The sequence below is a fragment of the Sanguibacter gelidistatuariae genome (assembly GCF_900096585.1).
In the GTDB taxonomy this organism is placed as follows: Bacteria; Actinomycetota; Actinomycetes; order Actinomycetales; family Cellulomonadaceae; genus Sanguibacter; species Sanguibacter gelidistatuariae.
Genome location: NZ_FMYH01000002.1, coordinates 497,432 through 523,839 on the forward strand (window position 1 = coordinate 497,432; position 26,408 = coordinate 523,839).

The 26,408-nt window shown below is 69.9% G+C and carries 26 protein-coding genes; 7 read left to right on the forward strand and 19 right to left on the reverse strand.

Annotation, left to right across the window (positions count from 1 at the left end; genetic code table 11):
• Positions 1 to 79 precede the first annotated feature (79 nt).
• From BLQ50_RS07055 to BLQ50_RS07065, 3 genes are all read left to right on the forward strand, one after another.
• Complete coding sequence (locus BLQ50_RS07055; protein WP_093182351.1) at positions 80 to 982, forward strand: bifunctional methylenetetrahydrofolate dehydrogenase/methenyltetrahydrofolate cyclohydrolase; 903 nt, start codon at positions 80 to 82, stop codon at positions 980 to 982.
• Positions 983 to 1,052: 70 nt separating this feature from the next.
• Positions 1,053 to 2,423: an MFS transporter gene (locus BLQ50_RS07060; RefSeq protein ID WP_093182353.1), complete on the forward strand. Its 1,371-nt coding sequence runs from the start codon at positions 1,053 to 1,055 to the stop codon at positions 2,421 to 2,423.
• 60 nt (positions 2,424 to 2,483) lie between these two features.
• The gene (locus BLQ50_RS07065) at positions 2,484 to 3,284 is read left to right on the forward strand and encodes an exodeoxyribonuclease III (protein ID WP_093182355.1); all 801 of its coding nucleotides are present in this window, start codon (positions 2,484 to 2,486) and stop codon (positions 3,282 to 3,284) included.
• A gap of 6 nt (positions 3,285 to 3,290) precedes the next feature.
• Here the strand turns inward: BLQ50_RS07065 and BLQ50_RS07070 are convergent, their stop codons facing one another.
• From BLQ50_RS07070 to BLQ50_RS07140, 15 genes are all read right to left on the reverse strand, one after another.
• On the reverse strand, positions 3,291 to 4,271 hold the full coding sequence (locus tag BLQ50_RS07070) for a hypothetical protein (RefSeq protein WP_093182356.1): 981 nt from the start codon (positions 4,269 to 4,271) through the stop codon (positions 3,291 to 3,293).
• Positions 4,268 to 5,233 (reverse strand): hypothetical protein, encoded by a 966-nt coding sequence (locus BLQ50_RS07075; protein WP_093182358.1) that lies wholly within the window; start codon positions 5,231 to 5,233, stop codon positions 4,268 to 4,270. Before BLQ50_RS07075 ends, BLQ50_RS07070 begins: the two co-directional genes overlap by 4 nt.
• Before the next feature lie 4 nt (positions 5,234 to 5,237).
• Entirely contained in the window at positions 5,238 to 6,674 is a 1,437-nt protein-coding gene (locus BLQ50_RS07080) for an ABC transporter permease (RefSeq protein ID WP_245700937.1), read from the reverse strand.
• A complete protein-coding gene (locus BLQ50_RS07085; RefSeq protein ID WP_175559059.1) occupies positions 6,674 to 7,387 on the reverse strand; it encodes an ABC transporter ATP-binding protein in 714 nt (237 codons plus the stop codon). Before BLQ50_RS07085 ends, BLQ50_RS07080 begins: the two co-directional genes overlap by 1 nt.
• The gene (locus BLQ50_RS07090) at positions 7,384 to 8,958 is read right to left on the reverse strand and encodes an efflux RND transporter periplasmic adaptor subunit (RefSeq protein ID WP_093182359.1); all 1,575 of its coding nucleotides are present in this window, start codon (positions 8,956 to 8,958) and stop codon (positions 7,384 to 7,386) included. The genes BLQ50_RS07085 and BLQ50_RS07090 overlap by 4 nt, the downstream gene beginning before the upstream one ends.
• Entirely contained in the window at positions 8,955 to 9,821 is an 867-nt protein-coding gene (locus tag BLQ50_RS07095) for a hypothetical protein (RefSeq protein WP_093182361.1), read from the reverse strand. Before BLQ50_RS07095 ends, BLQ50_RS07090 begins: the two co-directional genes overlap by 4 nt.
• 279 nt (positions 9,822 to 10,100) lie before the next feature.
• Complete coding sequence (locus BLQ50_RS07100) at positions 10,101 to 10,508, reverse strand: hypothetical protein (protein ID WP_093182362.1); 408 nt, start codon at positions 10,506 to 10,508, stop codon at positions 10,101 to 10,103.
• A complete protein-coding gene (locus BLQ50_RS07105) occupies positions 10,505 to 10,828 on the reverse strand; it encodes a hypothetical protein (RefSeq protein ID WP_139185763.1) in 324 nt (107 codons plus the stop codon). The genes BLQ50_RS07100 and BLQ50_RS07105 overlap by 4 nt, the downstream gene beginning before the upstream one ends.
• Before the next feature lie 128 nt (positions 10,829 to 10,956).
• The gene (locus tag BLQ50_RS07110) at positions 10,957 to 12,018 is read right to left on the reverse strand and encodes a hypothetical protein (RefSeq protein ID WP_139185764.1); all 1,062 of its coding nucleotides are present in this window, start codon (positions 12,016 to 12,018) and stop codon (positions 10,957 to 10,959) included.
• Positions 12,019 to 12,152: 134 nt separating this feature from the next.
• Positions 12,153 to 13,322 carry a P-loop NTPase gene (locus tag BLQ50_RS07115; protein ID WP_093182367.1) on the reverse strand — a complete coding sequence of 390 codons (1,170 nt, stop codon included), beginning with the start codon at positions 13,320 to 13,322 and terminating at the stop codon, positions 12,153 to 12,155.
• Positions 13,323 to 13,386: 64 nt separating this feature from the next.
• Positions 13,387 to 14,385 carry a hypothetical protein gene (locus BLQ50_RS07120; protein ID WP_093182368.1) on the reverse strand — a complete coding sequence of 333 codons (999 nt, stop codon included), beginning with the start codon at positions 14,383 to 14,385 and terminating at the stop codon, positions 13,387 to 13,389.
• Between the two features lie 122 nt (positions 14,386 to 14,507).
• Positions 14,508 to 15,506 (reverse strand): hypothetical protein, encoded by a 999-nt coding sequence (locus BLQ50_RS07125; protein WP_139185765.1) that lies wholly within the window; start codon positions 15,504 to 15,506, stop codon positions 14,508 to 14,510.
• Complete coding sequence (locus tag BLQ50_RS07130) at positions 15,506 to 16,510, reverse strand: hypothetical protein (protein WP_093182371.1); 1,005 nt, start codon at positions 16,508 to 16,510, stop codon at positions 15,506 to 15,508. Before BLQ50_RS07130 ends, BLQ50_RS07125 begins: the two co-directional genes overlap by 1 nt.
• Before the next feature lie 131 nt (positions 16,511 to 16,641).
• Positions 16,642 to 17,211, reverse strand: coding sequence for a DUF1003 domain-containing protein (locus BLQ50_RS07135; protein WP_093182373.1), 570 nt, complete (start codon positions 17,209 to 17,211; stop codon positions 16,642 to 16,644).
• Positions 17,204 to 18,487 carry a magnesium transporter MgtE N-terminal domain-containing protein gene (locus tag BLQ50_RS07140; protein ID WP_093182374.1) on the reverse strand — a complete coding sequence of 428 codons (1,284 nt, stop codon included), beginning with the start codon at positions 18,485 to 18,487 and terminating at the stop codon, positions 17,204 to 17,206. Before BLQ50_RS07140 ends, BLQ50_RS07135 begins: the two co-directional genes overlap by 8 nt.
• A gap of 113 nt (positions 18,488 to 18,600) precedes the next feature.
• Between BLQ50_RS07140 and BLQ50_RS07145 the strand changes: the two genes are divergently transcribed.
• Entirely contained in the window at positions 18,601 to 19,299 is a 699-nt protein-coding gene (locus BLQ50_RS07145; RefSeq protein WP_093182376.1) for a YflT domain-containing protein, read from the forward strand.
• Here BLQ50_RS07145 and BLQ50_RS07150 read toward each other — a convergent pair.
• Both BLQ50_RS07150 and BLQ50_RS07155 read right to left on the reverse strand, forming a co-directional pair.
• Positions 19,296 to 20,837 (reverse strand): aminopeptidase P family protein, encoded by a 1,542-nt coding sequence (locus BLQ50_RS07150; RefSeq protein WP_175559060.1) that lies wholly within the window; start codon positions 20,835 to 20,837, stop codon positions 19,296 to 19,298. The two genes, BLQ50_RS07145 and BLQ50_RS07150, sit on opposite strands and share 4 nt — an antisense overlap.
• 10 nt (positions 20,838 to 20,847) lie before the next feature.
• Entirely contained in the window at positions 20,848 to 21,672 is an 825-nt protein-coding gene (locus BLQ50_RS07155) for an alpha/beta fold hydrolase (RefSeq protein ID WP_245700939.1), read from the reverse strand.
• Positions 21,673 to 21,789: 117 nt separating this feature from the next.
• Here BLQ50_RS07155 and BLQ50_RS07160 point away from each other — a divergent pair, with 117 nt between their 5' ends.
• Positions 21,790 to 22,644 (forward strand): PHP domain-containing protein, encoded by an 855-nt coding sequence (locus BLQ50_RS07160; RefSeq protein ID WP_093182642.1) that lies wholly within the window; start codon positions 21,790 to 21,792, stop codon positions 22,642 to 22,644.
• Positions 22,641 to 23,264, forward strand: a complete 624-nt coding sequence (locus tag BLQ50_RS07165) for a MarC family protein (RefSeq protein ID WP_093182378.1) — start codon at positions 22,641 to 22,643, stop codon at positions 23,262 to 23,264. The genes BLQ50_RS07160 and BLQ50_RS07165 overlap by 4 nt, the downstream gene beginning before the upstream one ends.
• 171 nt (positions 23,265 to 23,435) lie before the next feature.
• Here the strand turns inward: BLQ50_RS07165 and BLQ50_RS07170 are convergent, their stop codons facing one another.
• A complete protein-coding gene (locus tag BLQ50_RS07170) occupies positions 23,436 to 25,148 on the reverse strand; it encodes a DEAD/DEAH box helicase (protein WP_093182380.1) in 1,713 nt (570 codons plus the stop codon).
• 329 nt (positions 25,149 to 25,477) lie between these two features.
• On the opposite strand from BLQ50_RS07170, the gene BLQ50_RS07175 reads away from it, so the two are divergent.
• Positions 25,478 to 26,128, forward strand: coding sequence for a ferritin-like fold-containing protein (locus tag BLQ50_RS07175; protein ID WP_093182381.1), 651 nt, complete (start codon positions 25,478 to 25,480; stop codon positions 26,126 to 26,128).
• Positions 26,129 to 26,180: 52 nt separating this feature from the next.
• Here the strand turns inward: BLQ50_RS07175 and BLQ50_RS07180 are convergent, their stop codons facing one another.
• Positions 26,181 to 26,405, reverse strand: coding sequence for a DUF3107 domain-containing protein (locus BLQ50_RS07180; protein WP_093182383.1), 225 nt, complete (start codon positions 26,403 to 26,405; stop codon positions 26,181 to 26,183).
• Positions 26,406 to 26,408: the final 3 nt, after the last annotated feature.

Here is a 26,408-nt window from a genome sequence, read left to right on the forward strand (position 1 = left end):
CGGGTGGGCGCTCGGTAGACGTGCGCGGTGGTGCACGGTGGTGGGTGTGTCCGGTGGTTCGTGGATAAAGGAGCGCAACATGACTGCACAGATTCTTGATGGCAAGGCTGCCGCGGCGCAGATCAAGGCCGAGCTGACCGCCCGCGTCTCGGCGCTGCGCGCGAGCGGCTCGACGCCGGGGCTCGGCACCCTGCTCGTGGGCGCGGACCCGGGATCCACCTGGTACGTCGCGGGCAAGCACCGCGACTGCGCAGAGGTGGGCATCGAGTCCATCCGCGAGGATCTGCCGGCCGAGGCGACCCAGGACGAGATCGAGGCGGCAGTGCGCCGCCTGAACGACGACCCCACCTGCACCGGGTACATCGTCCAGCTGCCGCTGCCGCGCGGCATCGACACGAACCGGGTGCTTGAGCTCATCGACCCCGACAAGGACGCCGACGGCCTGCACCCGATGAACCTCGGCCGCCTGGTGCTGCGCACCAACGAGCCGATCACCTCCTCGCTGCCGTGCACCCCGGCCGGGATCATCAACCTCATCGAGCGCAACGGGATCAGCCTCGCCGGCAAGCACGTCGTCGTCGTCGGGCGGGGGACCACGGTGGGTCGCTCGATCGGCCTGCTCCTTACCCGACGCGCCGTCAACGCCACGGTCACCCTGACCCATACCGGGACCACGGACCTGCCGGCGCTGCTGCGCACGGCCGACGTGATCGTCGCGGCCGCGGGTGTGCCGGGCATCGTCCGCGCGCAAGACGTCAAGGCCGGAGCCGTGCTCATCGACGTCGGCGTCAGCCGTGCGACCGACCCCGAGACCGGCAAGTCCGTCGTCGTCGGTGACATCGACCCGGCCGCGGCCGAGGTGGCCGGCTGGATCTCGCCCAACCCGGGCGGCGTCGGCCCGATGACGCGGGCCATGCTGCTCGCGAACGTCGTCGACAGCGCCGAGCGGCGCCTGGCAGGACTGGCCGCGGCAGGAGCCTGACCAGCGCGGACGGGACCTTCTGACGCAAGATCAGGAGGTCCCGTCGACGTTGAGGGGCTAGTGTGCGGCAATGAGCTCAGTGCGCCGGCCGCCACCAGCCTCTCCCGCGAGCACGCTCCTGCGACGCGGCCGGGTGAGTGTGACTGCTGCCTACGCCGTCCAGGGCATGGCCTTCGCCGTCATGCTGACGAACGTCCCCACGTACAAAGACCGCCTCGGCATGGACGACGCGATCATCACGCTCGCCGTCCTGTGGGTCTGTGTCTGCGCCGGCACGGGCAGCGCTCTCTCCGGGCTGCTCGCCGCGCGCTACGGTTCCGCCAAGGTAGTCACCGGCGGCCTGATCGGTGCGGCGCTGGCGGTTCTCGCGGTCGGCTTCGCGACGACGTGGCCCGCCTTCCTCGTGGCCTTCGGTGCCTATGGGCTGTGCCTGGGCTCGGTGGACGCGTCGATCAACATGCAGGGCATCATGGTCGAGCGCGGCTACGGGCGCAGCGTCCTCGCCTCCTTCTTCGCGGCCAACGCCGCGGGCGGCGTGCTCGGCGCGCTGAGCGTGTCGGCCGCGGCCCTGGCCGACGCCGAGCTCGACCAGTCGCTCCCGCTCGTCGCGGTCGTGGTCGTCGCCGCGACGCTCGTGCTCTCCCGCGGCCTGCTGCACGGGGCGGAGACGCCCGCACCCACAGTCCCCGCACCGACCATGCCCGACGACGTCGCGCACGCTCTGCCCTCCGCCTCGCCCTCCGCAGTGCCGCTGTCCACGATCGTCGTGCTCGGTGCGGCGATGCTCGCCTACCCGGTCGCCGACTCCTCCGCGTCTACGTGGGGCGCGCCGTTCCTGCGCGACATCCTGGACGCCGGGAAGGTGGTCGCCCCGCTCGGGTACGCCGCCTATCAGGCGACGCTCATCGCCTCCCGACTGTTCGCCGACTCCTGGGTGGCCAGGGCTGGGCGGGTCACGGTCGTGCGCCTGGGTGGGACGGTCGGCGCGGCCGGGTTGCTGACCGTTGCACTCGCGCCGGGCTGGCCGGTCGCGCTCGTGGGTTTCGCGGCGACCGGGCTAGGTCTCGGCGTGGTCGCACCGCTCGCCTTCTCGGCTGCGGGGGACCGTGCGGCCGAGGCAGCCGCGCGTGCGGGCCAGGCGACGACCGTCGTCGGGACGTCGGCCGTCTCGACCGCCGAGACGTCTGTCGAGACGGTCACCGACCAGGCGGTCGCCAGGCTCAACATCTTCACCTACGTCGGTGCGGTCCTGGGCGGGGCGCTGACCGGCGTCTTCGCGACCGCGGACGCCCTGCGGGCCGGATTCGTCGTGCTGGCCGGGCTCGCTCTCGTGTCTGCCGTCCTCGCGCGGCGATTCCGCGAGACGGCGCTGCCTGAGACTGCCCCGCCGGAGACTGCGCTGCCCGTCAGGCCCGCGCCGGACGGCACGTCCCGACCCTGAAACCACCGTTCCACCCGCGAGCCGACACAGACTGTCGGTGGCATGCGGTTGGATGGGGGCATGGTCACCATCGCAACTGCCAACGTCAACGGCATCCGTGCCGCCTACCGCAACGGCATGGCCGCCTGGCTCGCCGAGCGCCAACCCGACATCCTCCTGCTGCAAGAGGTCCGCGCCCCTGACGAGATCGTCACGGGGTTGCTCGGCGAGGAGTGGCACATCGTCCACGAGGCTTGCGAGATCAAGGGCCGCGCCGGCGTCGCGATCGCCTCCCGGCTGCCCTTCCACGCCGTGCGCATCGGCCTGGGCAATGGCGAGCCGGAGGTTCCCGTCGACACGGGTCGCTGGGTCGAGGCCGAGCTCGACCTGCCGTCGGGGGAGCGGATCACCGTCGTCTCCACCTACATCCACTCCGGGACCGCCGGCACGCCGAAGATGGACCAGAAGTACGCCCACCTGGAGAAAGTCACGGCGCGCCTGACCGAGCTCGCGGAGAGCGGGCAGCACGTCGTGGTGGCGGGCGACCTCAACATCGCCCACACCAACAACGACATCAAGAACTGGAAGGGCAACCTCAAGAGCGCGGGCTTCTTGCCCGAGGAGCGGGCCTACCTCGACGCCTGGTTCGCCCAGGGCTGGGTCGACCTCGGCCGGGTGCACGGCGGCGACGGCCCCGGCCCGTACACGTGGTGGTCCAACCGCGGCCAGGCCTTCGCCAACGACTCCGGCTGGCGCATCGACTACCAGCTGGCCACCCCGGCCCTGGCGGAGCACGCCTCCGGCGTACGCGTCGACCGGGCGGACTCCTACGAGGCCCGCTGGAGCGACCACGCCCCGCTCGTGGTCGACTACGCGCTGTGATCTAGGTCAGGGGGGCGCCGTCTCCGGCAGTCGTGGGGTGTTCTCCCGGACGGTGAGGAGCAGCGCGTCGAGCTCCTTGCGGTTCTCCTCGAGGAACTCCTGCTCTCGGGCGATGCGGATCCCGTCTGTGATCGCGTCGTAGTCGAGGTCTGTGCGGCACGCGAGGTCGGCAGCAGCAGCCGCCACCTCGTCCGCTCGCTGGGCCTCGATCTCGTCGGGCGTCAGCTCGCCGTCGTTCGGGGGGAGCGCCTCCTCGAAGGTGGATGACGCGTTGCCGGGCGTGGTGTAGCCGAGGTACCCGGAGTCGGTCATGCACTGCGCCCACCGGGCGGCGATCTCGATCGTGCGCGGGTCGGTCCCGTCGGACGCGTACAGCTCGAAGATCTCCTCGTACAGGGCGAGGAGATCGGGGGTCGTCGCGAGGGCGCTCTCGATCGAGTATTCCGCCGTCGCCTGGTCGTTGCACCCGCCGACGTCCAAGAAGGCCGCGTAGTACGCCTCGCGCGCGGCCGGGGACAGGGCCAGGGCGATCTTGAGGTTGGGGTCGGGCTCGGACGCCGTCTGACCGGTTAGTGAGACGAGGGCGGCGGGGTTCTCCATCCCGACGCCCGTCTGCCCGGCCGTCACCCCCCACCCCTCGACAAGCTGGAATGCGGCCCAGTCGTCAGGCTCTGGCAGTGTGAACTCAAGCGGGCCGGCCAAGGACGGGATGTACTCGAAGCCCGCATCGCCCATGCATGTAGCAATGAAGTCTTGCTGCAAGCGGGCTTGTGCGACAAGGTCGACGCCGGCGTAGACCTCGGAGACGTACTCCTGGAGCAGGTAGGCGGACTCGGTGGGCGCCGTGGCCGGCTTGTCGTCGTCGGAGTCGCATCCGGCCAGCACCAGCGAGGAGCCCATCAGGGCCGCGCCGGTGGCGATCCCGAGGCGCCGCCGACGACCACTGCGCGGAGCGGGACGACCTCCGGTGCTCGCAGTGTTCGTCATGGAGTTTCCGTCTTCTCCGGCAGCCGTGGGGTGTTCTCTTGGGCGGCGATCACCATCGCGTCGAGGGCGTCCTGATTCTCGGTGACAAACTCGATGTTGCGGGCGGAGCGGATGTCCAGGGTGACCTGGTCGTAGTCGAGCGCCTCGCGGCACTGCTCGTCCGTGACGGCGGTCGCGACCTCGAGGGCGCGCTGGGTCTCGAACTCGTCGGGAGTCAGCGGAGACAGGGGATTGGCGACGATCTCCTCGAAGCGGCTCGAGGCGTTGAATGGGGTGGTGTACCCGAGGTACCCGGCGTCCGTCATGCACTGCGCCCAGCGGGCGTCGAGGTCGAGTATGCGGGGGTCGGACCCGTAGTTGGAGCGCACCTCCCGCATCTCCTCATACACGGCGGCGAGGTCCGGGGTAGGCGCGAGGGCTCCCTCGATCGAGTACGTCTCGCGGGCCACCTGGGAGCAGCTGGTCGTCGACACAAGCTCACCGGTCGCGCGATCGATGCCGTAGAGCGCAAGGTCATAGGCGTCCTTGGTGGACGCGGACATCGCGTCGACGATCACTTCGTTGGGGTCCACGTCGACGACGGGAGTGAGCCGGGTGGACGACCCGGGGCCGGCCATGCCGGTCCCCGACTGCTCGGCAGTGACTCCCCACCCCTCGACGCGCCGGAACTCCGCATTCTCGGCTGGGTCGCCGAAGTCGAGGCTGATGGCGGCCGCGCGCGCGAACGTCGGGATGTACTCGAAGCCGAGGTCCCCCATGCAGGCAGCGATGGCGTCCTGCTCGAGGGACAGGCTCGCCGTGTAGTCGAAGCCGGCGAAGATCGCGTCCATGTAGGACTCGAACTCGTCCCCGGGGGAGACCGCCGTATCCGGGGTGCCGGGAGTCGAGCACCCGGCCAGCGCGGCGACGCACAGCCCCAGGGCGCTTCCCAGCACCAGAGAGCGTGCAACGCCGGCCGCCACGGCGCTAGATCCCCCCGCGCAGCGCGGTGATCGGTTCGATCGCCGCGGCTTTCATCGCCGGGTACAGGCCGGCGAGCAGGCCGATGACCCCGCCCATCGCGGCGGCGCCGAGCGCCATCTTGATGTCGAGGATCGCCGTCCAGTCCTTCATGATCGACACACCCACCACGACGAACACCCCGATCGAGGCGCCGATCAGCCCGCCCAGCAGACCGATGACGACGGACTCCACGACGAACTGCCACGCGATGTTGCGCCGGGTGGCCCCGAGCGCACGGCGCAGGCCGATCTCCCCGCGCCGTTCCATGACGGACAGCAGCGTGACGTTGGCGATCCCGAGCCCGCCGACCAGCAGCGCGACGCCGCCCAGGGCGAGGAAGATCGCGTTGATGTCCGCCTGGACGTTCGCCCGCAGGTCCGATCCGGCCGGGGGAGCCTTGACCTTGAAGTTCTCCGGTCCGTTCGGGTCGAGCGCGATCGGTGCCTGTACCTTGACGAGCGGCCCGGCGCCGGTCGCGATCTGGATCTGCAGCTCGTCCGGGCGGGTGAGGCCGAAGTCCGCCTGCGCGGTGCCCATGGGGAGGATCACGGCGTCGAGCATGTCCGGGCGACGCTCCATCGCATTGACGATCCCGATGACCGTGTAGCTGTCGTCGCCGATGAAGATCGACGGCTGGCTCTCCAGCCGGCTGATCCCCAGCTTCTCCGCGGCCCGCTCGCCGAGCACGACGACGCGGTCGGCGCGGGCGCTGTGCCCGTCGTCGAAGTAGCGTCCGGTGTTGACCTGGCCGCGGACGGCGTCGAGCAGCCCGCCGGAGGTCGCCAGGACCGCGGGGCCGATGCTCGCCGACGCGGAGGGGTCGTTGACCGGGACGGCCGTGACTTTGGCGCTGTTGGTGTTGACGATTGCGATGAGGCCCGCCTGCTCGACGCCGTTGAGCCGCATGACGCGTTCGGGGGCGTCCCACGGCAGCTTCGTCTTAGGCTGGGCGTTCCCGCTCCAAGAGTTGCCCGTCGTGTCCGGCTCGACGACGACCTGCGTCGCGGCGACCGCGTCGAACTGCGCGCTGATCTGGCCGGCCGCGGTCTGGGCGAGGCCGACGGTCACCACGACGCTGCCGATGCCGAGCACGGTGCCCAGGATGGTCAGCAGCAGCCGGCCGGGGCGGGCGCCGATGCCGTGGGCGGCTTCGGCGAACAGGTCACGGACCGAGAAGCGGTCCCGTCGGGCGCTGAGGTGGATCTGCGCCTTCGCGGTGCGCTCGCCGCGCCCGCGGCGCAGGAAGCCGGGCACCCGCAGGCGGCGACGGGCCTTGGGACGTTCCTGCCCGACGTCGGGCAGGACGCCGGCGAGCAGGTCACCCTGCGGAGTGGTCGTCTCGGCGGTCGCCTCAGGGGTGGCCTCGGGCTGCGGGGCGCCCCGGGTCGAGATGCGGTCCATCAGGCGACCTCCGTCAGTTCGCCGTCGGTGATCCGGACCCGGCGGCTGGCGCGGGAGGAGACGGCGAGGTCGTGGGTGATGACGATGAGGGTGAGGCCGTCACGGTGCAGCTCGTCGAAGAGGTCCATGATCCCGGCGGAATTTGTCGTGTCGAGGTTCCCGGTGGGCTCGTCGGCGAGAAGCAGCTTGGGGCTGGCGACGACGGCCCGGGCGATGGCCACGCGCTGGCGCTCGCCGCCGGAGAGGGTCGACGGGGTGAAGGTCATCCGGTGTCCCAGGCCCACTCGTTCGAGGGCGACCTTGGCCCGCTTCGTGCGCTCGCCCCGCGGGACGCCGGAGTACAGGGTGGCGAGGAGCACGTTGTCGAGCACGGTGCGGTTGGGCAGCAGGTGGAAGGACTGGAACACGAAACCGATCCGCCCGCCGCGCAACGCCGACCGGTCGGACTCGGAGGCCTTCCCGGTGGGCAGCCCGTCCAGCAGGTACTCCCCGCTCGTGGGGCGGTCGAGCAGCCCGAGGATGTGCAGCAGGGTCGACTTGCCCGAGCCGGATGGGCCGATGATCGACAGGTAGTCACCGGGGTTGACGACCAGGTTCGCCCCGGTGAGCGCGTGGACGTCGGGCGGACCCGGGAACGTCCGAGTCAGCCCGGCGAGCTCGACGACAGGGTGCGTGACCGGTCCCTGCAGGTGGATCTCTTCGGTGACCGTCACTTGCCCACCACGACGAGGTCGCCGTCGGTGAGGTCGATCTCCGAGGAGACGATCTGGACGTACCCGCCCGCAGCCAGGCCGGTCTCTACCTTGATCAGCTCGGTCGTGTCACCGGTGACCTTGCGCTCGACCCGCGACTCCCCGCCCGGCCCGGCGGTCAGCGCGGCCGAGGGGACCGCGAGGACCTTGTCGCCGGTCGAGTTGACACCGATCGTGACCTTGATGTTGCTGCCCTGCAGGGTGGCGATCTGTTCCGGGGTCAGCGCGTCCGGGGTGAAGAGGACGGTGAAGCGGCCGGTGGTGGTCCCGGAGTCGCCGGTATCTCCCTCGTCGGTGCCGGTCTTCTCGGCGGCCTTGATCTCGGTGATCGTCGCGGTGGACGTGGTGCCGTCGGGGAGCGGGAAGGTCCCCGTCATGCCAGCCTCGAGCAGGTCGGCGTCCGAGCCCGCGACGGAGCCGGAGACGACGATGTTCGCTCCGGAGACGCTCATGACCGCCTTGGCGCTGGTGACGGTCTCGCCACGGGTCACAGTGACCTGGTCGACGCGTCGCGGGAGCGCGGCGAAGTACGTGATCTCGCTCGCGGGGAGGGAGGTCAATGTCGCCTCGAGCGCTAGGGCCAGCTCGGTCTCGGCGTCCTTGACGGCCTGGCTCGCGCTGTTGCGTGCGGTCTGCTGGGCGGCTGTGCCGGTCCCGGCGATCACGGCGTCGCGCTGGACGATCACGAGGTTGAGGCGATCCTGGGCGTCGGCGACGTCGTTCTCCTGCCCGCGGATGTCCTTGGGCAGGGCCACACCGTCGGCATCGACCTCGGCCGGGGCGTCACGCACGGCGATCGCCGTGTTGAGTGCGCGCTGGGCGCTGTTGACCTCGTTGTCGGCCGCGAGTCGCTCCGCCTTGGTCGGTCCGGACTTCGCGGTGGTGAGCTCGGCGTCGGCGGCGGTGAGCATGTCCTTGGCCGAGGCGAGCGAGGCGCGTGCCCCGGTCAGCGCGGCTGCGGCGTCCGCCGACGCGACGGGCGAGGGGTACCCGGCCATGACGTAGAGCTTGTCGACGGCGGCGGCAGTGCGGGCGTCGTAGAGGTCGGACTCGACGTTGCCCGGGTCGATCCCCAGGCTCGCGAGGGCCTGCTTGAGCTGGATGACGTCCGGGCCGGAGACTCCCACCCGCAGGCTGCGGAAGGCAGGCAGCTCGCCGGGCAGGGCGATGACCGGGCGCCCGGCGATCTCCAGCAGGATCGACGCCGCGGCGAGCTCGGTCCCGACCTCGGGGACCTTGCCCGTGACCACGGCGGCCCCGGAGATCTCGCCGGTCTCGATCTTCACCTCGACCGCCTCGTCGTAGAGGACGTCGGCGCGCATCGTCACGTCGTTGGCGATGACCCGGTTCTCGACCGGGACGGTGATCAGACCGGCGGTCGGCGGCTGGGCCTTCGCGGCGGCGTCGCTCGGGGACTGGATGAAGCGGCTGAGCAGCATGCCGGCAGCGAGCGAGAGGACGGCGACGATCGCGATCAGCCAGATGACTCGGTGACCGCGCAGCAGCGCGGTCCCGCGACCTGCGCCGCTCACTTCCGGGTGTCCTGGACGGCGGCGACGAACTCGTCGAGGGCGGCCTTGTTGTCCTTGACGAAGGCTTCCTCGAGCTCGAACTGAACCTTCTGCGAGATCTTGGCCAGGTCGACCGATTCCTTGCACTTGAAGTCGGCGAGCGCGGTCGAGAGCTCGATCTCACGGAAGGCCGCGATGGCCTCGCTCGAGGGGCCGGTGTAGTCCTCGGCCATCTCACCCTCGAAGCTGTAGAGCTCGTTCTGCGCTTCGCTCACGGAGGTCATGGCGTCGTCGGGGGTGGCGAACTCGGCGAAGCCGGCGTCAGCCATGCAGTCGGCCCATTTGGCGGACAGCTCGACGACGCGGGGGTCCTTCTGCGCGGACGTGTAGAGCTCGTTCATGGAGTCCATGAGGTCTTCGAACCGAGGGTCGGAGTAGATGTCCTGCTCGTCGCCGCTGATCTCGTGCTGAGCGGAGCCCTGGCAGCCGCTGTCCTCCCAGTTGTACTCGTAGGTCTCCATCTCTTCTTCGGTCATCTCCGGCTGGACACCGTAGAGCACCTCGTAGAAGGCCGTCATCTCGGTCTCGGACAGGGTGGCGACGTAGTCCGCGTTCGGGTCGACCCACTCCTGCGTCGGCTCGCCATCGGTCGGCTCCTCGGTCGCCTCCATGCCCATCGACATGCCGTAGCCGTTCTTGGCCACCCACTCCTCGGTGTTCATGTCGGCGAAGTCGTCCTCGTTGAAGGACATCGACATGCTCGAGTAGTCCTGCGGGGTGTACTCGAAGCCCTCCGCGGCCATGCACTCGGCGACCAGGTTCTCTACCTCGGCCTGCTGACGGGTGCTCTCCTCCTGGTCATACTCGCCAAAGGCGGCGCTCATGATCTTGGACAGCGGACCTTCCTCAGGCTCGGCGCCGGTGGACCCGGGCTTCTCGTCGCCCGAGCACCCGGCCAGGGCAACAGGCCGACGAGTGCAACTGCTGAGGACAGGCGCAGGAGGGAAGGTCGGATCATGGTCGGCAGGTCTCCTTTGACGAGGAATGCAATATGGTTGAAACCGGTACTAGACGGCATGCTGCTTGCCACAACCCTAGACGCTGTGAGTCTCCTATGGGTCCACCCATAGGTGGACATTCACTCACGTTCTCGCAGGTGGGGATCATCCGATCGGCTGACGGGCCTCCGTGAGTGCGGCGACGTATTCATCGAGGAGGGCCTTGTTGTCTTTGATGAAGGTCTTCTCGAGCTCGAACCGGACTTGTTGCTCTGTCGTGTCCCAGTCCACCTTCTGCTTGCACCTGAAGTCAGCGAGCGCGGTCGAGAGCTCGAGCGCGCGAAACTCGGCCCTGGCATCACTTGAGGGGCCGCTGCCCGCCGGGGATCCCGCACTGAGGTCGCGGTCAGCTGAACGCATAGACGTCTCGTCGTCCTCGGGGGTGGCGAGGTCGGTGAAACCGGCGTCGGCCATGCAGTCCACCCAGTCGGCGGCGGCCTCGGCGACGCGAGGGTCGTCCAGCTCCGCGGAGAAGAGGACGGAGAGGGCCTCGGTGAAGGTCTCGTAGGTCACGCTCTGGTAGACGGCATCTTCTTTGGCGTTGATCTCGTGCTGAGCGGCGCCGTCACAGCCGCCGCGCTCTGGGCCGACTCCCGAACCGTGTCCATGGCGGTCGATATGCCGTAGCCGTTCGTGGCCACCCACGCCTCGGTGTTCTGGTCGGCCAGGTCCTCGTCGGTGGCCACGGTGACGGTTCCCGTGAGGTCCCGTGGAAGGTACTCAAAACCCTCCGCGGTCATGCACTCCGCGATCAGGTTCTCAGATCTGACCCCGATCTTGTCGTAGTACTCCTGGTCACGGGCGCCCTCGGCGTCCCCGAGGAGCTGGGCCAAGGGGCCCTCCCTGTCCCCGGGGGCAGCAGTTGGCGCCGCCGTGCTGCCCGAGCACCCGGCAACGATGACCAGGCCGATCAGAGACGCCACTGACATCTCCCACGTGGGCATACGCCCGCTCATGCCGTTCACTCCCTGGCCTCGTGGTACGCCGCGACGAACTCGTCGATCTCGGCCTTGTGGTCGTCGACGAAGGTGGCCTCGAGCTCGAAGACGACCGTGTTCCACGTCGACTGCCAGCCGACCTGCTCCCGACAGGTGAAGTCCGCAAACGCGAGGGCGATCTCCTGCTCGCGGAACTCCGCGAGCTGCTCGCGGGTGGGACTGACGTAGTCGCCGGGAGTCCCGACGTCGCTGAAGAGTGCATTCGAGGCGCTGCTGAGGGAGTCCGCGGCCTCCGCCGGAGCGGGGAAGTCGGTGTACCCCTCGTCGGCCATGCAGTCGGCCCATGCAGCATCGGCGGCCATCGTGCGGGGATCTTCCTTCACATCGGCGTAGATGTCGTTCATCGCCCGGAAGAGGACGGTGAACTCGGGGCCGTTGAAGAAGGCGGACTCGTTGCCGGAAACCTTCTCGTCGGCTATGCCGGAGCACCCGGCCGTCGACGGGTCATAGGAACTCTCGCCCGACTCCACCTCCTCCTCGGTCAGGCCCTTGGACTCGCCGTAGAGAGCCGCGCGGTACGCGGCCGACTCCGCTTTCGACAGGGACGCGGCATAGTCCGTGTTGGGGTCGGTATGCAGGGGAACGGGCTCGCCGTCGGCCTGGGTGTTGACCAGCACGATGCCGTAGCCGTTCGTGGCGGCCCACTCGGCGGTGCCCTGCCCGACGAACCTCTCCTCATCGACGGCGTCGAACAACGACGAGTAGTCGACCGGGATGTAGTCGAAGCCCTGCTCGGTCATGCACGCCGCGATCTCGTTCTCAAGGGCGGCGCTCCTGGTACGCATCTCCTGAGGGTCCGGTCTGCCCAAGATCCCGCCCATAGCCTTCGAGAGCGGGCCGTCCTGCGGCCACGTGGCGGTGGCCTCGGGAGTTGGTGTCTGTGAGGCGCATCCGGTGAGGGCCATCGCCGCGACGAGGATCGTGACGCGCAGCGGTTGGTAGTTCACGGGGCGAGGCGCGCCACGCTCTCGCGAGCGTCGCGTGCTTGCTCGGGGGAGCAGGCCGTCGGCGGGGTGGTGTGACATGGGCGAGCATCCTTGCTCGAGACGCTTGCAACGGCCAGATCCGGCACCGGGCGGCGTTTTGATACGCCCACCCTAGGTGCCTGGATCGCCCGCGTCTATCCATCCCGGGACGGATATCACCACCACACCGACCGTCAGACGACGCTGAGCCCCAGCCGGCGTCCGGCCAGCCCGCGGCCGCGCGCCGCGAGCGTGCGGGAGATCTCGATGAGGGCCAACGCGGCGGGGGAGGTGGGGTCGCTGAGCACGACGGGGATTCCCTCGTCCCCGCCCTCGCGCAGCGTCACGTCGAGCGGGATGTGGCCGAGGAGCGGCACCTCGCCGCCGGTCAGCGACGTCAGGTTCGCGGCGACCCGCTCCCCGCCGCCCGTCCCGAACAGCGCGAGCCGGGAGCCGTCGGCCTGCTCGAACCAGGACATGTTCTCGATCACGCCGACAAGTCCCTGGTTGGTCTGCACGGCCACCGACCCGGCGCGCTCGGCGACCTCGGCCGCGGCCACCTGCGGGGTGGTCACCACGACGATCTCGCTGTTGGGGAGTAGCTGGGCGACGGAGATGGCGATGTCACCGGTGCCGGGGGGCAGGTCGAGCAGCAGCACGTCCAGGTCGCCCCAGAACACGTCCGCGAGGAACTGCTCGAGCGCGCGGTGCAGCATCGGACCGCGCCACACGACCGGCTGCCCGGCGGGCACGAACATGCCGATCGAGACGACCTTGACCTCGTGGGCGATCGGCGGCAGGAGCATGTTGTCGACCTTGGTCGGCTGGCCGGTCACTCCCAGCAGGCGGGGGATCGAGAAGCCGTAGATGTCGGCGTCGAGCACACCGACCTTGAGGCCGTCCGCGGCCATCGCGGCCGCGAGGTTCGCGGTCACGGTCGACTTACCGACCCCGCCCTTGCCCGAGGCGATCGCGTACACCTTGGTCAGGGAGCCAGGCTTGGAGAAGGGGATCTCGGGGGCGCCGGTGCCGCCGCGCAGCAGGGTGCGCAGGCCCAGGCGCTGCTCGGTGCTCATCACCCCGAGCTCGATGCGCACGTCTTCGATGCCCTCCACGGTGAGCGCCGCGGCGCTCGACTCGGAGGTCAGCGTGCTCTTCATCGGACACCCGGCCGTCGTGAGGTCGATCCCGACGACGGCGCGCGCCGCCCCCGGGCGCCCCGCGATCTCCTGCACGACGACGGAGCGCACCATCGACAGCTCGGTGATCGGTCGGCGGATCTCTGGGTCGATGACCGTGGTGAGCGCCTCGTGGACGGCGGTCTCGAGGGCGGTCAGGTCAGCCGGGAGCAAGGAGTCAGCCATGGCGCCATCCTACGCAGCGTGGGGCCGTGGAAAGTGTGACCTTGGTCGATCGGAGGCTTGCGGACTACTTCGCCTGGGAGGCCTGGACGACATAGTCGATGTACTCGTCGATCTCGGCCTTGTTGTCTGCGAGGAACTGGGCCTCGACCTCGTCGATGACGGAGTCCCGTACCGTCTCCCAGTCCACGGCTTCCTTGCAGTCGTAGTCGGCGAGGGCGACGGCGATCTCAAGGGCCTTGACCTCGTCGGAGGTGATGTAGGGGTCACCATCGGGACCGGGAGTGCCCTGGATCACGGCCGAGACGGACTCCCAGGCGTCGGTCGGAGAGGTGTAGACGTGCCCGGCGTCGGCCATGCAGTGCGCCCACTCGGTCGCCAGGTCCACCATCCTGGGGTGGGTGTCCAGGTCGCGCCAGGTAGTGGCGTACATGCGTTCCAGCAGGTCGGCATAGTCGGCGAAGAAGGCAGTGTCCCTGTCGGCATGCTGGACGAAGGCGGCCCAGGTGTAGCACCCGTCGGCCCGGGACCAGGGGGTGGACTCATCCCTGTCGTTGGAGAGCGGGGGTCCGTTCAGCGCGAGATCGTAGGCGGCCTTGGTGCCCTCGGACAGCTGGGCGTAGATCGCGTCGTTCGGGTCGACTGACGGGGGCCGCGCGGCGTTGGCGACACCGGAGGCGATCCAGGCGTCTCGTTCTGGACCTTCCAGCATTCCGCCGCTGAGGTCGTAGCCGACCCGGGCCACCCAGTCTCGGGTGCCCTTGTCGGAGACCTCGAGGTGGATCGTCTCGGGGGCGATGTAGGGGATGTAGTCGAACCCTGCCTCGGCCATGCAGGTGGCGATCCCCTCCTGGATCTCGATGTTGAGCGCAAGCTGTGCATCCTCGCCCGTCAAGGCTTCGGTGACCGGCGCCAGGTACTCCGTGAGCGGTCCCTCATAGCCCGTGCTGGGGCTGGCCGTGGCTTCGGGTGCGTCGCTCGCCGAGCAGCCTGACAGGACGAGGCTCAGTGCGGCGAGGAGCGCAGCAGTGCCTGCAGCGGTCCAGGGGTGAGCGGGTGCAGGCAACTGACATCTCCTCAGGTGCGGCCGCACGACGTCGGACGGCGCGAGTAGCTGATGCTAGGCATCCTAGGATCGGCGGTTCCCCGCGACATCCCCCCACAGGCGGATATGACGTACGGACTGCCCTATTCGAGCATGCTCTCCACGGCGGCGATGTACTCGTCGATCTCGGCCTTATTGTCGGCGAGGAACTGGGCCTCGACCTCGTCGCGGACCGTGTTCCTCATGGCATCCCAGTTCAAGGATGCCTGGCAGTCGTAGTCGGCCAGGGCAACGGTGATCTCAAAGGCCTTCAACTCCTCGGATGTGGCGTAGAGGTTGCCGCCCGCGCCGGGATCACCGTGGATCACGGCGTAGACGGAAGCCCATGCGTCCTCCGGCGAGGTGTAGGCGTGCCCGGCGTCGGCCATGCAGTGCGCCCACTCGGCCGTGAGGTCGATGATCTGGGGCTGAGAATCCAGGGTCTGCCATGCCGCATCCATGCGCTCGAGGAGATCGGTGAACTCGCTGAGGTCGTCCCGAGTCCGGCGGTCGGCCTGCTCGATCGCCCAGCTGGAGCATCCATCCTCCTTGGTCCACGTCGGGGAAGGGAGCGGCGAGCCGTTGACATCGATCGTGACCTGGTTGCGATTCTCCGGACCGTCGAGCGCGAGGTCGTAGGCGGCCCGGGTGCCCGGGGAGAGCTGCGCGTGCGGAGCGGCGTTCGGGTCGACGTAGTCGGGTATGTTCGCCTCCGCAGCCGCCCATGCCTGGGCCTCAGGCGTGCCCATGGCTCCGCCGCTCAGGCGGTATCCATGCCTGGCCACCCAGTCTAGGGTGCCCGCGTCCGAGACGGGTGCCACGACGAAGGGCGGCGCCACGAAGGGGATGTAGTCGAAGCCTGCCTCGGCCATGCAGCTGGCGACATCCTCCTGGTAGACGGCGTCGTCCGCCGCGGTCTGCTCGTCGCTCATGGTGGGGGCCAGGTATTCCAGGAGCGGCCCGCGGTGCTCGGTGGAGGTGGCAATGGCGGGGGTGCCCGGGGTGTCAGCTGATGAGCAGGCAGTCAGAACGAGCGCGACCGCGACGAGCGCCACAGCCGGCCCCCCGGTGGCCGCTGGTCGCGAGCGGGGAGACGCGCGCATCAGGGCTGTGGCCCTTGGAGCACGGCGGCGATGAACTCGTCGATCTCGGCCTTGTTATCGGCGAGGAACTGGGCCTCCACCTCGTCGACGACCGAGTTCCGCACCTCGTCCCACTTCAGGGTCTCCCTACAGTCGAAATCGGCCAGTGCGACTTCGATCTCGAGGGCCTTCGCCTCGTCAGAGGTGACATAGGGGTCGCCGTCAGGTCCGGGGTCGCCCTGGATCACGGCATAGACGGATTCCCACGCGTGTGTCGGGGAGGTGTAGACGTGCCCGGCGTCGGCCATGCAGTGTGCCCACTCGGTCGTCAGGTCCACCATCCGGGGTTGGCTGTCCACGGATATCCGGGAGACGATCATGCGTTGTGCCAGGTCGTCGTAGTCGCTCAGGTGGGCTGAGCGCCGAGCGGTGACCTCGCCGGACGCCCAGAAACTGCACCCGTCGTCGCGGGTCCACTCGACGCGCGTCCCAATCTCGTCGTCCGCTCCGTCGTCCTCGGTGAACCCAGGTCCGTATAGCGCGAGGTCGTAGGCGGCCTGGGTGCCCGGGGAGAGCTGGGCGTAGAGGGTCGTATTCGGGTTGACCCACTGGGGCAGCTCGGCGTTCGCGGCATCTTCGGCGAGCATGGCCTCGAGCTCCGGTCCCTCCACGACGCCACCGCTGAGACCGTAGCCGCGTCGAGCCACCCAGTCCCGCGTACCTGCGTCCGAGACCGGAACGCTGACACCGTTAGGGGTGGTGGCGTAGGGGATGTAGTCGAAGCCCGCGTCGGCCATGCAGCTGGCGATGGCCTCCTGGGTTTCGGTGTTGAGCGCGAGGTTTGCCTCTTCGCCCCCCACAACGTCGGCGATAGGGGCCAGGTACTCCGAGAGCGGCCCCCGGTGCGCCTCGGCGGTGGCCGCCGCAGCCTCGGGTCCCTCGCCCGCGGAGCAAGCCGTCAGGGTGAGGGCGAACGCCGCGGCCAGGGTGGCGGCGACCAGGGCGATCGGGCGGCGAGCGGTCATCGCGGTCTCCTTCACCGAGAGCCGCAGGTCCCGCGACGCCCCAGGCGGGCTGGTGGCCCCAGCCCTCGATGCCGGGAATCTACCGCACATCCGCCCACAGGCGGAGATCTTCGGTGGGCGCGCCAGCGCCGTCAGGCCTGGGCGTCCTTGCCGGTCGGCGTCTCGCCCTCGCGCTCCGCCTCACGCTCCGCCTGACGATCGGCCTCGCGTTCGGCGTCGCGTGCGCTGTCCTTGAGGGCGATCTCCTCGAGCAGGTTGCGGATCTCAGAGCGGACGAAGTCGCGGGTGGCGACCTCGCTCAGCGCGATGCGCAGCGCGGCCATCTCCCGGGCGAGGTACTCGGTGTCGGCGAGGTTGCGCTCGCCGAGCTGGCGGTCCTGCTCGGCGGTGACCCGGTCCCGGTCGGTCTGACGGTTCTGGGCCAGCAGGATGAGCGGCGCCGAGTATGACGCCTGGAGGGAGAGCATGAGGGTCAGCGCGGTGAAGCCGAGCGCCGCGGAGTCGAACTGCAGGCTCTCCGGCCCCCACACGTTCCAGGCCAGCCACGCGATGCAGAAGATCGTCATGTAGACGAGGAAGCGCGGCGTCCCCATGAAGCGGGCGATGCCCTCGGCGGTGCGGCCGAAGGCGTCCTGCTCGACCCGGATGGTCGGCAGCAGGGAGCGCTTGGCCTCCTTGGGCGTGTCCAGACGGTCAGCCACGTGGTCCCCCCTCACGGGTGCTCTCGGAGTCGTCACTCTCCCGCCAGTCCTCGGGGAGCATGTGGTCGAGCGCGTCGTCGACGCTCACCACCCCCACGAGGCGGCGTTCGGCGTCGAGCACGGGCAGGGCGAGCAGGTTGTACGCCGCGAGCAGGCGCGCGACCTGCCCGAGCGGGGCGTCGGTGCGCACGTGCTCGACGTCGGAGTCGAGCACCGAGCCCAGGGGCTCGTGCGGCGGCTCGCGCAGCATCTTCTGGAAGTGCACGACGCCGAGGAAGCGCCCCGTGGGCGTCTCGAGCGGCGGGCGCACGACAAAGACCATGGAGGCCAGCGCGGGCGACAGGTCGGCGCGGCGGATGTGCGCCATGGCCGCCGCGATCGACGTCTCGGGGGACAGGACCACCGGCTCGGTGGTCATCATGCCGCCCGCGGTGTTCTCGTCGTAGGCGAGCAGGCGTCGCACGTCCTTGGCCTCGTCGGGCTCCATGAGGCCCAGCAGCTCGGCGGCGTGCGCGACGGGCAGCTCGTGCAGGAGGTCAGCGGCGTCGTCGGGCTGCATGGCCTCCAGGACGTCCGCGGCGCGGTCGTTGTCGAGGGAGGACAGGATCGAGACCTGGTCGTCGCCGGGGAGCTCCTCGAGGACGTCGGCTAGGCGTTCGTTGTCGAGGGCGGTGGCTACCTCCAGGCGCCTGCTCGCGCCCAGCTCGTGCAGCACGTCGGCCAGGGCGGCGGGCTTGAGGTCGTCGTACGCGGCGAGCAGCCGGGCCGCGCCCTGGGAGGCGGCGGTGTGGGCGAGGCCGGTCACCGCGTCGAGGTCGACGACCTGGGTATGACCCCGGCGCCGCAGGCCGAGCGCGGACTTGCCCACGGGAGCGCGGCGGATGAAGAGCTTGTTGACCCGCCAGTCCCCGGTGCGCTGCTTCTCGATGGCCAGGTCTTCGACGATGGCCTTGCCCGAGCCGTCGGTCAGCTCAACCGTGCGGTCCAGCAGCTCACCGACGGCCAGCGTCTCCATCGCCCGCTGCTCGAAGCGGCGCATGTTGAGCAGGCCTGTGCTGATCACCTGGCCGGCATCGATGCTCGTGACCCGGGTCAGCGGCAGGAAGACGCGGCGGCGTCCGGGGACCTCGACGACGAGCCCGACGGCTCGCGGCGCGCCCTTGGACCCCATGAGGATGACGACGTCGCGCACCCGCCCTACCTGGTCGCCGATCGGATCGAAGACGATGGTCCCGGCGAGGCGCGCGACGAATACTTGAGTTCCGGCGCTGCTCACGCGGTAAGCCTACGCACTGGTCTGCACTTCGGCGTGCGACGACCACTGTTTGTGCAGGTGAAGGTCACAGATCCGGATCTGGCGGGTTGGCGGCAGGTGGGCGAGAATGAGGTATGAGCATGCCTCGCCAGAATGTTGCGCCCAAGCTTCCTACCCTCCCGCGCGGTGACCAGATCGCCGCCTACTCGACGTACCTCGAAGCGCAGAAGGCGGTCGAGGCGCTGTCTGCTGCGGGCTTCCCGGTCCAGCACGTCACGATCGTGGGGACCGACCTGAAGATGGTCGAGCGGGTCACCGGCCGGCTGACATACTCCCGGGTGGCCGCGGCTGGCGTGGCCTCAGGGGCCTGGTTCGGGCTCTTCGTGGGCCTGCTGCTGTCCCTGTTCGGGGGCACCGGGACGGCCCTGCCGCTGTTCGTGGCGATCGGCATCGGCGCCGGTTTTGGGCTGCTCTTCTCGGTCCTGTCGTACTCCCTGACCCGCGGCAAGCGTGACTTCACCTCCGCGAGCCAGATCGTCGCCATGTCCTACGCCCTGCTCTGCGACAGCGACCGCGCCGGGGAGGCCGGGCGGATCCTGCGCGAGAAGAACCTGCAGGGCACGGCGGCGGTCCTCCAGCAGCCGGTCGGATACTCGGCACCGGTCCAGGCGGGCACCCCAGCACCGTATGTCGCCCCGGGACAACCGGCCGCGACCCCGCCGTCAGGGCCGCCAGCAGGTCCGACGCCCCCCGCCCCGACCGGCGAACCCAAGTACGGCGTCCGCGTGGTCGACGGCAAGCCCCAGTACCCGACCCAGCCCCCCACCCCCTAGCGGAAGGTGGCCATCCAGGCCTCGACTGCCTCGGGGCGGCGGGGGAGGGCGGCCGAGAGGTTCTCGTGGCCGTCGGCGGTGATCAGGACGTCGTCCTCGATCCGGACGCCGATCCCGCGGAACTCCTCCGGGATCGAGAGGTCGTCGCTCTTGAAGTACAGGCCCGGCTCGATCGTGAAGACCATGCCCGGCTCGAGGCGGGCCTCGAGGTACATCTCGCGCCGCGCCTGCGCGCAGTCGTGCACGTCGAGCCCGAGGTGGTGGCTCGTCCCGTGCACCATCCACCGACGGTGGAACTGTCCCTCGGGGGCGAGGGACTCCTCGGCGGTCCCCGGCAGCAGGCCCCAGTCGGCCAGCCGGTCCGCGATGACCTCCATCGCTGCGGCGTGCACGTCCGCGAACCGGGAGCCCGGGCGCGCGACGGCGAAGGCGGCGTCCGCGGCGTCGAGCACGGCCGTGTAGACCTTGCGCTGGACGTCGGTGTACGTGCCGCTCACCGGGAGGGTGCGGGTGATGTCCGCCGTGTACAGCGATTCCACCTCGACGCCCGCGTCGACCAGGATGAGGTCGCCCGAGCGGACCTGGCCGTCGTTGCGGATCCAGTGCAGGATCGTGGCGTGCTCACCCGAGGCGGCGATCGTCTCGTAGCCCACGGTGTTGCCCTCGAGCCGGGCGTGGGCGTCGAAGGTCGTCTCCACGACGCGCTCGCCGCGGCGGTGATCGGTGGCTTGGGGGAGCGCGCGGACCACCCCGGAGAATCCGTCGATCGTGGCGGCGACCGCCTCGCGCATCTGGGAGATCTCGTAGGGGTCCTTGACCAGGCGCAGCTCAGAGAGGGCCTCGGCCAGCTCGGCGTCCAGATCGTCGTAGGCGGCGGCCTGGGCGTCCGTCTCGGCCTCGGCGCGCAACGACTCGACCAGGGCGGCGACGAGCTCGTCTGCGTCTGGCACGACCCGCAGGCGCACGGTACCGGCGTCGAGCGCGAGCGCGTCGGCGAGGGAGTCGATGTGCGCGGCCCGGATGCCGGTCAGCGTCGTCATGTCGTCGAGGGAGGGGCGGGCGCCCACCCAGAACTCCCCATAGCGGGAGTCGGCGTAGAACTCCTCGGTGTCGCGCGCGGCGAGCGGACGCACGTAGAGCACGGCGTCGTGGGAGCCGCCGGCCACCGGCTCGAGGACGAGCACGGCGTCGGGCTCCTGATCGGTGCCCAGGCCTGTGAGGTGGGCGAAGGCCGAGTGCGGGCGGAAGCGGTAGTCCGTGTCGTTGGACCGCTGCTTGAGCGTGCCGGCCGGGATGACCAGACGGTCACCGGGGAAGGCCGCCGAGATCGCGGCGCGGCGGGAGACGGTGAACGCAGCGGCGGGACCGGCCTCGACGGACAGGCCCGCGCGCGGGGCCCAGCTGCTCGTGATGAAGTCCCGGAAGGCGGGGGAGGACGGCCGCTGAGAGCGGTTGTCGCCCCGGTCGGCGAGAGGCTGGTCGTCGGAGTGCGTCGCAGGGTGGGCGGCGTCGGGGACGGGAGTGGTCTGGTCGTTCATACGTCCATCTTCACACCCCGTGCGCCACGGCCACACCCGAGGCGGCCGGAACATCGACCGGGGCGGGCGTCCGCGCCGTCGCGGGTTGCGTGGCGCGCTCGTGCTCGATGTCCTCCAGGACGGTGAGCATGACCCGGTTGAACTCGTGCGGGGCCTCGAAGCTCACGTCGTGACCGGCCTTGGGGATGACCACGAGGCGGGAGGTCGGGACGGCGGCGAGGTACTTCTTCTCCTCGAGGCGCAGGTGGTCGCGCTGGCCGTTGACGAACCAGATGGGGACGGTGATCTGCTTGAGGTTCTCGATCGAGGACCGCCCGGCGAGCTGACCGAGCATGTCGGTGACTACGTCCCAGCCGGGACGGAACGGTGCGGTCGAGCCGTCGACACGGAGCCGACGGCCCGCGAGGTCGGGGACAAGAGCCGGGGTCCACCGGCCGGCCCAGGCCTGCACGGAGGAGATGGCGCGGGTCACGTGGTGGGCGACCTGACCGTACATCCGCACGGGCTTGCCCTTGGGGTCGCAGGTGCAGGCGGAGGCGATCACGCCGGCGAGGCGTGCGGGACGACGGGCGGCGTACTCGAGGGTCACGTACCCGCCGAGGGACAGGCCGACGAGCACGACGGGGCTGGTGCCCTCCCCGACCGAGGCGATCGCGTCGTCGATCACGGTGAAGGCGTTGTCCAGGGTGAAGCGTTCGTCCCGGCGCGCGCCATGGCCGGGGAGGTCGACGGCGACCGCCTCGTAGCCGGCCGCGTGGGCGGCGCGGATCTGGGCATCCCACAGTGCGCTGGAACTACGGACGCCATGGATGAACACGAGAGCCGGACGCCTCACTGAAACCGCCTTGGTGATAGAGAACCGATGGGAGAAGTGACCTTCTACGAGGGTGCCACCGACCGTGCCGTCGGTGGCGAGAGCACTGGGCGCGAGACGTGAAAGTACAGTGAGGGTGTGCCTCGCGACCCGGTGATCGACCTCCATACCCATTCCAACGCCTCCGACGGCACGGAGAGTCCCGCCGCGCTGGTCGCCGCTGCCGCGGAGGCCGGGCTCGACGTCGTGGCCCTCACCGACCACGACACGACCGCCGGATGGGCCGAGGCCGCGGGCGCCGCGCGCCGGTTCGGCGTGGCGCTCGTACCGGGGACGGAGTTCTCGGCCCGAGCACGCGGGGTGAGCGTCCACCTGCTCAGCTACCTGCACGACCCGGCCCACGAGGCGCTCGTCCTGCAGAATGCCGAGGTCCAGGCCGCCCGCACCGAACGCGCCCGGCGCATGGTCGGCCGTCTCGCCGTCGACTACGCGATCACCTGGGAGGACGTCCTGGCCCACACCGAGCCGGGCACGACCATCGGGCGCCCGCACATCGCCGACGCGCTGGTGGCCCTGGGGTACCTGCCCGACAGGTCCGCCGCGTTCTCGTCGATCCTGCGCCCCGGGACCCCGTACTACGTGCCCCACTTTGCCCCGGACGGCCTTGAGGTGATCCGCGCGGTGCGCGACGCCGGCGGTGTCCCCGTCTTCGCCCACCCGGGAGCGGACGGGCGGGGTCGAGTGGTCCCCGACGAGGTCATCGAGGAGATGGCCGCCGCAGGGTTGGTCGGACTCGAGGTCTACCACCGGGACAATAGTCAGGCACAACAGGTGCGACTCACAGAGATCGCACGGTCGCTCGGCCTGCTCATGACGGGGTCGAGCGATTATCACGGGACCGGAAAACCGAACCGGCTCGCGGAGAACACCACCCACCCCGAGGTGTTCGCACGGATAGAAGAGTTAGGTCGTAGTGAAGTGATTCGTCAGTGAGCGCAGTGCTCGACGCACGTCTGTTTACCGAGGTGTTCATCACCTTGTTCGTCATCATGGACCCGCCAGGGACGGTCCCTATCTTTCTCGCCTTGACCAGCTCCATGACGCACAAGCAGCGGGCCAGGGCCGCGCGGACCGCGATCTTCGTCGCCGCCGGGGTGATCCTCGCCTTCGGGTTGTTCGGTCGACAGCTGCTCAGCTATATGCACATCTCCTTGCCCGCGCTTCAGGCCTCTGGCGGCCTGTTGCTCCTGCTCATCGCGATGGAGCTGCTCACGGGCAAGATGGAGGAGCCCAAACCGGGGGCCAAGGGCGTCAACGTCGCCCTCGTCCCCCTGGGCACCCCGTTGCTCGCCGGCCCTGGCGCGATCGTCGCGTCGATGCTGTTCGTCCAGCGCTCCGACGGCTCCGCCCAGGACTGGATCTCGATCTCCCTCGGCTTCCTCGCGGTGTGCGTGTGCCTGTGGCTGGCCATGCGCTTCGCCAACGTGGTGCACAAGGTGTTGGGTGAGAGCGGAACCGTCCTGGTCACCCGGATCGCCGGCCTGCTGCTCGCGGCCATCGCCGTCCAGCTCATCGCCGACGCGGTGACGGCCTTCGTCCAAGCGGCCGGCTGACGCCGAGCTCGTGAACGCCTCGCCGAGCTCGTGAATGAGGCCGGCTTCTCGCGTCAGGACGCCGGTGGCTCACGAGTTCGGCGGGTGCTTTACGAGTTCGACGGGCGTCGGGAGAGATGCGGGAGGGGCGTGGCCATCGGCCACGCCCCTCCTGTGTGCGCCTGTTTCAGGTCATGCGGTGACCGGTGCGTCCCCACCTGCGGTGGGTGCGCCCTCGGCGCCCGTGCCGCGGGCGCGACGACGGCTCCGCTGACGACGAGGGTGGTCCGCCCCGTCGTTCTCGGTCTTGACGGCAGTCGTGTTCGACGACGGCCCAGCGGTCGAGGAAGCAGCGTCCGGCACTGCGCTGGACTGCGGGGTGCTGGTGACCTCTCCGGCCGGCGCCGCGTCGGTCCGCGTGCGGCGGGACCGGGAGCGACGCTCCTCGCCCGCCGGTGCGGCGTCGTGCGCAGGGGCCGCTTCGCGTGCAGGTCCAGCTTCGCGCGGAGCGGAGCGTGCGCCCTCGCGGGAGCCGCCGCGACCGCTGTCACGTCCACCATCACGACCGCCGTCGCGCTTGGGGGCGCCGCCGCGCTTGCCGGTCTCGCCGAGGTCCTCGAGGGTCTCGGCGCCGAGGCCGGCCCGGACCTGGGCGGACTTGGGCAGGCGACCCTTCGTGCCCTCGGGGATGTCGAGGTCGGTGTACAGGTGCGGTGACGTGGAGTACGTCTCGACCGGCTCGGGGATGTCCAGGCCGAGGGCCTTGTTGATCAGGCCCCAGCGAGGCATGTCGTCCCAGTCGACGAAGGTCACCGCGGTGCCCTTGTGCCCCGCGCGCCCGGTGCGGCCGGTGCGGTGCAGGTAGGTCTTCTCGTCTTCGGGGCACTGGTAGTTGATCACATGCGTCACGTCGTCGACGTCGATGCCGCGGGCCGCGACGTCCGTCGCGACGAGCACGTCGACCTTGCCGTTGCGGAAGGCACGCAGCGCCTGCTCGCGGGCGCCCTGGCCGAGGTCGCCGTGGATGGCACCGGCCGCGAAGCCGCGCTCGGTGAGGTCGTCGGCGACCTTCGCCGCGGTGCGCTTGGTACGCGCGAACACGATCGAGAGGCCGCGGCCGTTCGCCTGCAGGATCCGGGCGAGCACCTCGACCTTGTCGAGGGCGTGCGCGCGGATGACGACCTGCTTGATGTTCTTGACCGTCTGGCCGACGTCATCGGGGTCGTTGGCCCGGATGTGGGTGGGCTGCGTCATGTAGCGGCGGGCCATCGAGACCACGGCGCCGGGCATGGTCGCGGAGAAGAGCATGGTCTGGCGTGAGGCCGGGGTGCGCGAGAGGAGCTTCTCGACGTCGGGCAGGAAGCCCAGGTCGAGCATCTCGTCGGCCTCGTCGAGCACGACGCACTGCGCCCGGGTGAGGTTGAGGTGCCCCTGGTTGAGCAGGTCGATCATTCGGCCGGGGGTGCCCACGACGACCTCGACGCCCTTGGTCAGCGCGCTGACCTGCGGCTCGTAGGCACGGCCGCCGTAGAGCTGGACGATGCGCACGGGGCGCTTCGCCGACGCGGCGGTCAGGTCGTTGGCGACCTGCACGGCGAGCTCGCGGGTCGGGACGATGACGAGGGCCTGCGGCTTGCCCGGGTCGGGAAGTTCGTCGTAGCCTGCTTCGCCCGGTCCGATGACCCGGTGTAGGAGCGGCACGCCGAAGCCGAGCGTCTTGCCCGTCCCAGTCTTGGCCTGGCCGATGATGTCGTGCCCGGCCATCGCGACCGGCAGCGTCATCGCCTGGATCGGGAACGGGGTGGTGATGCCTGCATCAGCCAGGGCTTGGACGATCTCGGGACGGACGCCGAAGTCGTCGAATGTTACGTCAGCAGCTTGGACGCTGCTTGAAGTGCTGGTCACGTTGCCTCATGTAGGTCTGGGCGGCGGCGCGCGACGCTGCAGGGGTCGCGCCCTGGTGAATTCAGGGCGCTCCGGTGTCAGGACGGGCATGCTCGCCTGTGGCCGGCAGCCGATCGCGTATTTGCGGTGTCAGGCACGGATCGCTCGCTTGAGCGGTCCTGCGTGACTGTGGTCGAGACGACCGGGCAACCGATGTACTCACACAGTCTATCGGACGAGCGGCCCATCCCAGTGGATTGCCCGCAGAACACTCGGGTGAACGGGTGTGGCGCGCTCGCCCGGTCGCGTCGGCGACCCGCTGGGCAGCCGCAGCGTCCTATCCTGGAGGGATGAGTGACACCCTCGAGCTCCTCGGTTTTATCGCCTACACCGAGCTCACGACCTTCACCCGTCTTGCCGGTGCGGCCACCACGGCCCCGACCCCCGAGCACCAGCTCCGCCTCGTGCGGCTGGCAGGGGACGCGGTGAGCCGGATGGAGCGAATCCTTGCCCGGATCGGCGAGCTGGACGGCGACCCGGACGCACAGCTGCTCGCCTTCGACGGCACCTTCGACGACTACAACGCCCGCACGGTGCCGGGCACGTGGTGGGAGAACCTGCTCAAGGGCTACGTGGGCAACGGCGTGGCCGACGACTTCTGCCGGATCGCCGTCGACGGCCTTGACGCCCAGACCCGCGCGCTGGTCATCGAGGTGCTCGACGACAACCGCAATGCCGAGATGTCCGTCCGGGTGCTCGCCGACGCCGCGAGCGGCGACGCGGTGCTCGCCTCGCGGCTCGCGCTGTGGGGACGGCGCCTGGTGGGGGATGCGCTCGGCCTCCTGCAGAACCTGGCCACGCGTAACGATGCGCTCGGCCGGCTGGTGCTCGACGGCGCACGCCAGCGGGCCGGAGCGGCCGACGTCGACCAGAGCTGGGTGTTCGCCCAGCTCACCGCCGAGCACACCCGGCGGATGGGCCGCTTGGGTCTCGCGGCCTGATCGGCCGGATCGGCCTGATCGGCCAGGCGGCTGGTCGACGCCGGGAGTCGGCTCAGACGGAGCCGAAGCCGACCTTGCGCTGCTCTTCGGTGCCGATCTCGACGTAGCCGATCGTCGCCGAGGGGACCAGGACGCGCCGGCCCTTGGTGTCGACGAGCTCAAGCACGGGCCCGCCGCTGAGGGCCGCCGTCACGAGCTTGGTGATCTCGTCGGCCGTCGCATCCGTCTCGACGGTGATTTCGCGTGCCAGGTTCTGAACGCCGATCGTGATGTCCACGAG

Excerpts from the sequence above, each read along its gene's own strand:
- BLQ50_RS07055 (WP_093182351.1), top strand. The coding sequence starts at position 80 with ATGACTGCACAGATTCTTGATGGCAAGGCTGCCGCGGCGCAGATCAAG.
- BLQ50_RS07060 (WP_093182353.1), top strand. The coding sequence starts at position 1,053 with ATGAGCTCAGTGCGCCGGCCGCCACCAGCCTCTCCCGCGAGCACGCTC.
- BLQ50_RS07065 (WP_093182355.1), top strand. The coding sequence starts at position 2,484 with ATGGTCACCATCGCAACTGCCAACGTCAACGGCATCCGTGCCGCCTAC.
- BLQ50_RS07070 (WP_093182356.1), bottom strand. The coding sequence starts at position 4,271 with ATGACGAACACTGCGAGCACCGGAGGTCGTCCCGCTCCGCGCAGTGGT.
- BLQ50_RS07080 (WP_245700937.1), bottom strand. The coding sequence starts at position 6,674 with ATGGACCGCATCTCGACCCGGGGCGCCCCGCAGCCCGAGGCCACCCCT.
- BLQ50_RS07095 (WP_093182361.1), bottom strand. The coding sequence starts at position 9,821 with ATGAGCGCCGCCTTTGGCGAGTATGACCAGGAGGAGAGCACCCGTCAG.
- BLQ50_RS07110 (WP_139185764.1), bottom strand. The coding sequence starts at position 12,018 with ATGTCACACCACCCCGCCGACGGCCTGCTCCCCCGAGCAAGCACGCGA.
- BLQ50_RS07115 (WP_093182367.1), bottom strand. The coding sequence starts at position 13,322 with ATGGCTGACTCCTTGCTCCCGGCTGACCTGACCGCCCTCGAGACCGCC.
- BLQ50_RS07125 (WP_139185765.1), bottom strand. The coding sequence starts at position 15,506 with ATGCGCGCGTCTCCCCGCTCGCGACCAGCGGCCACCGGGGGGCCGGCT.
- BLQ50_RS07130 (WP_093182371.1), bottom strand. The coding sequence starts at position 16,510 with ATGACCGCTCGCCGCCCGATCGCCCTGGTCGCCGCCACCCTGGCCGCG.
- BLQ50_RS07145 (WP_093182376.1), top strand. The coding sequence starts at position 18,601 with ATGAGCATGCCTCGCCAGAATGTTGCGCCCAAGCTTCCTACCCTCCCG.
- BLQ50_RS07150 (WP_175559060.1), bottom strand. The coding sequence starts at position 20,837 with ATGAACGACCAGACCACTCCCGTCCCCGACGCCGCCCACCCTGCGACG.
- BLQ50_RS07175 (WP_093182381.1), top strand. The coding sequence starts at position 25,478 with ATGAGTGACACCCTCGAGCTCCTCGGTTTTATCGCCTACACCGAGCTC.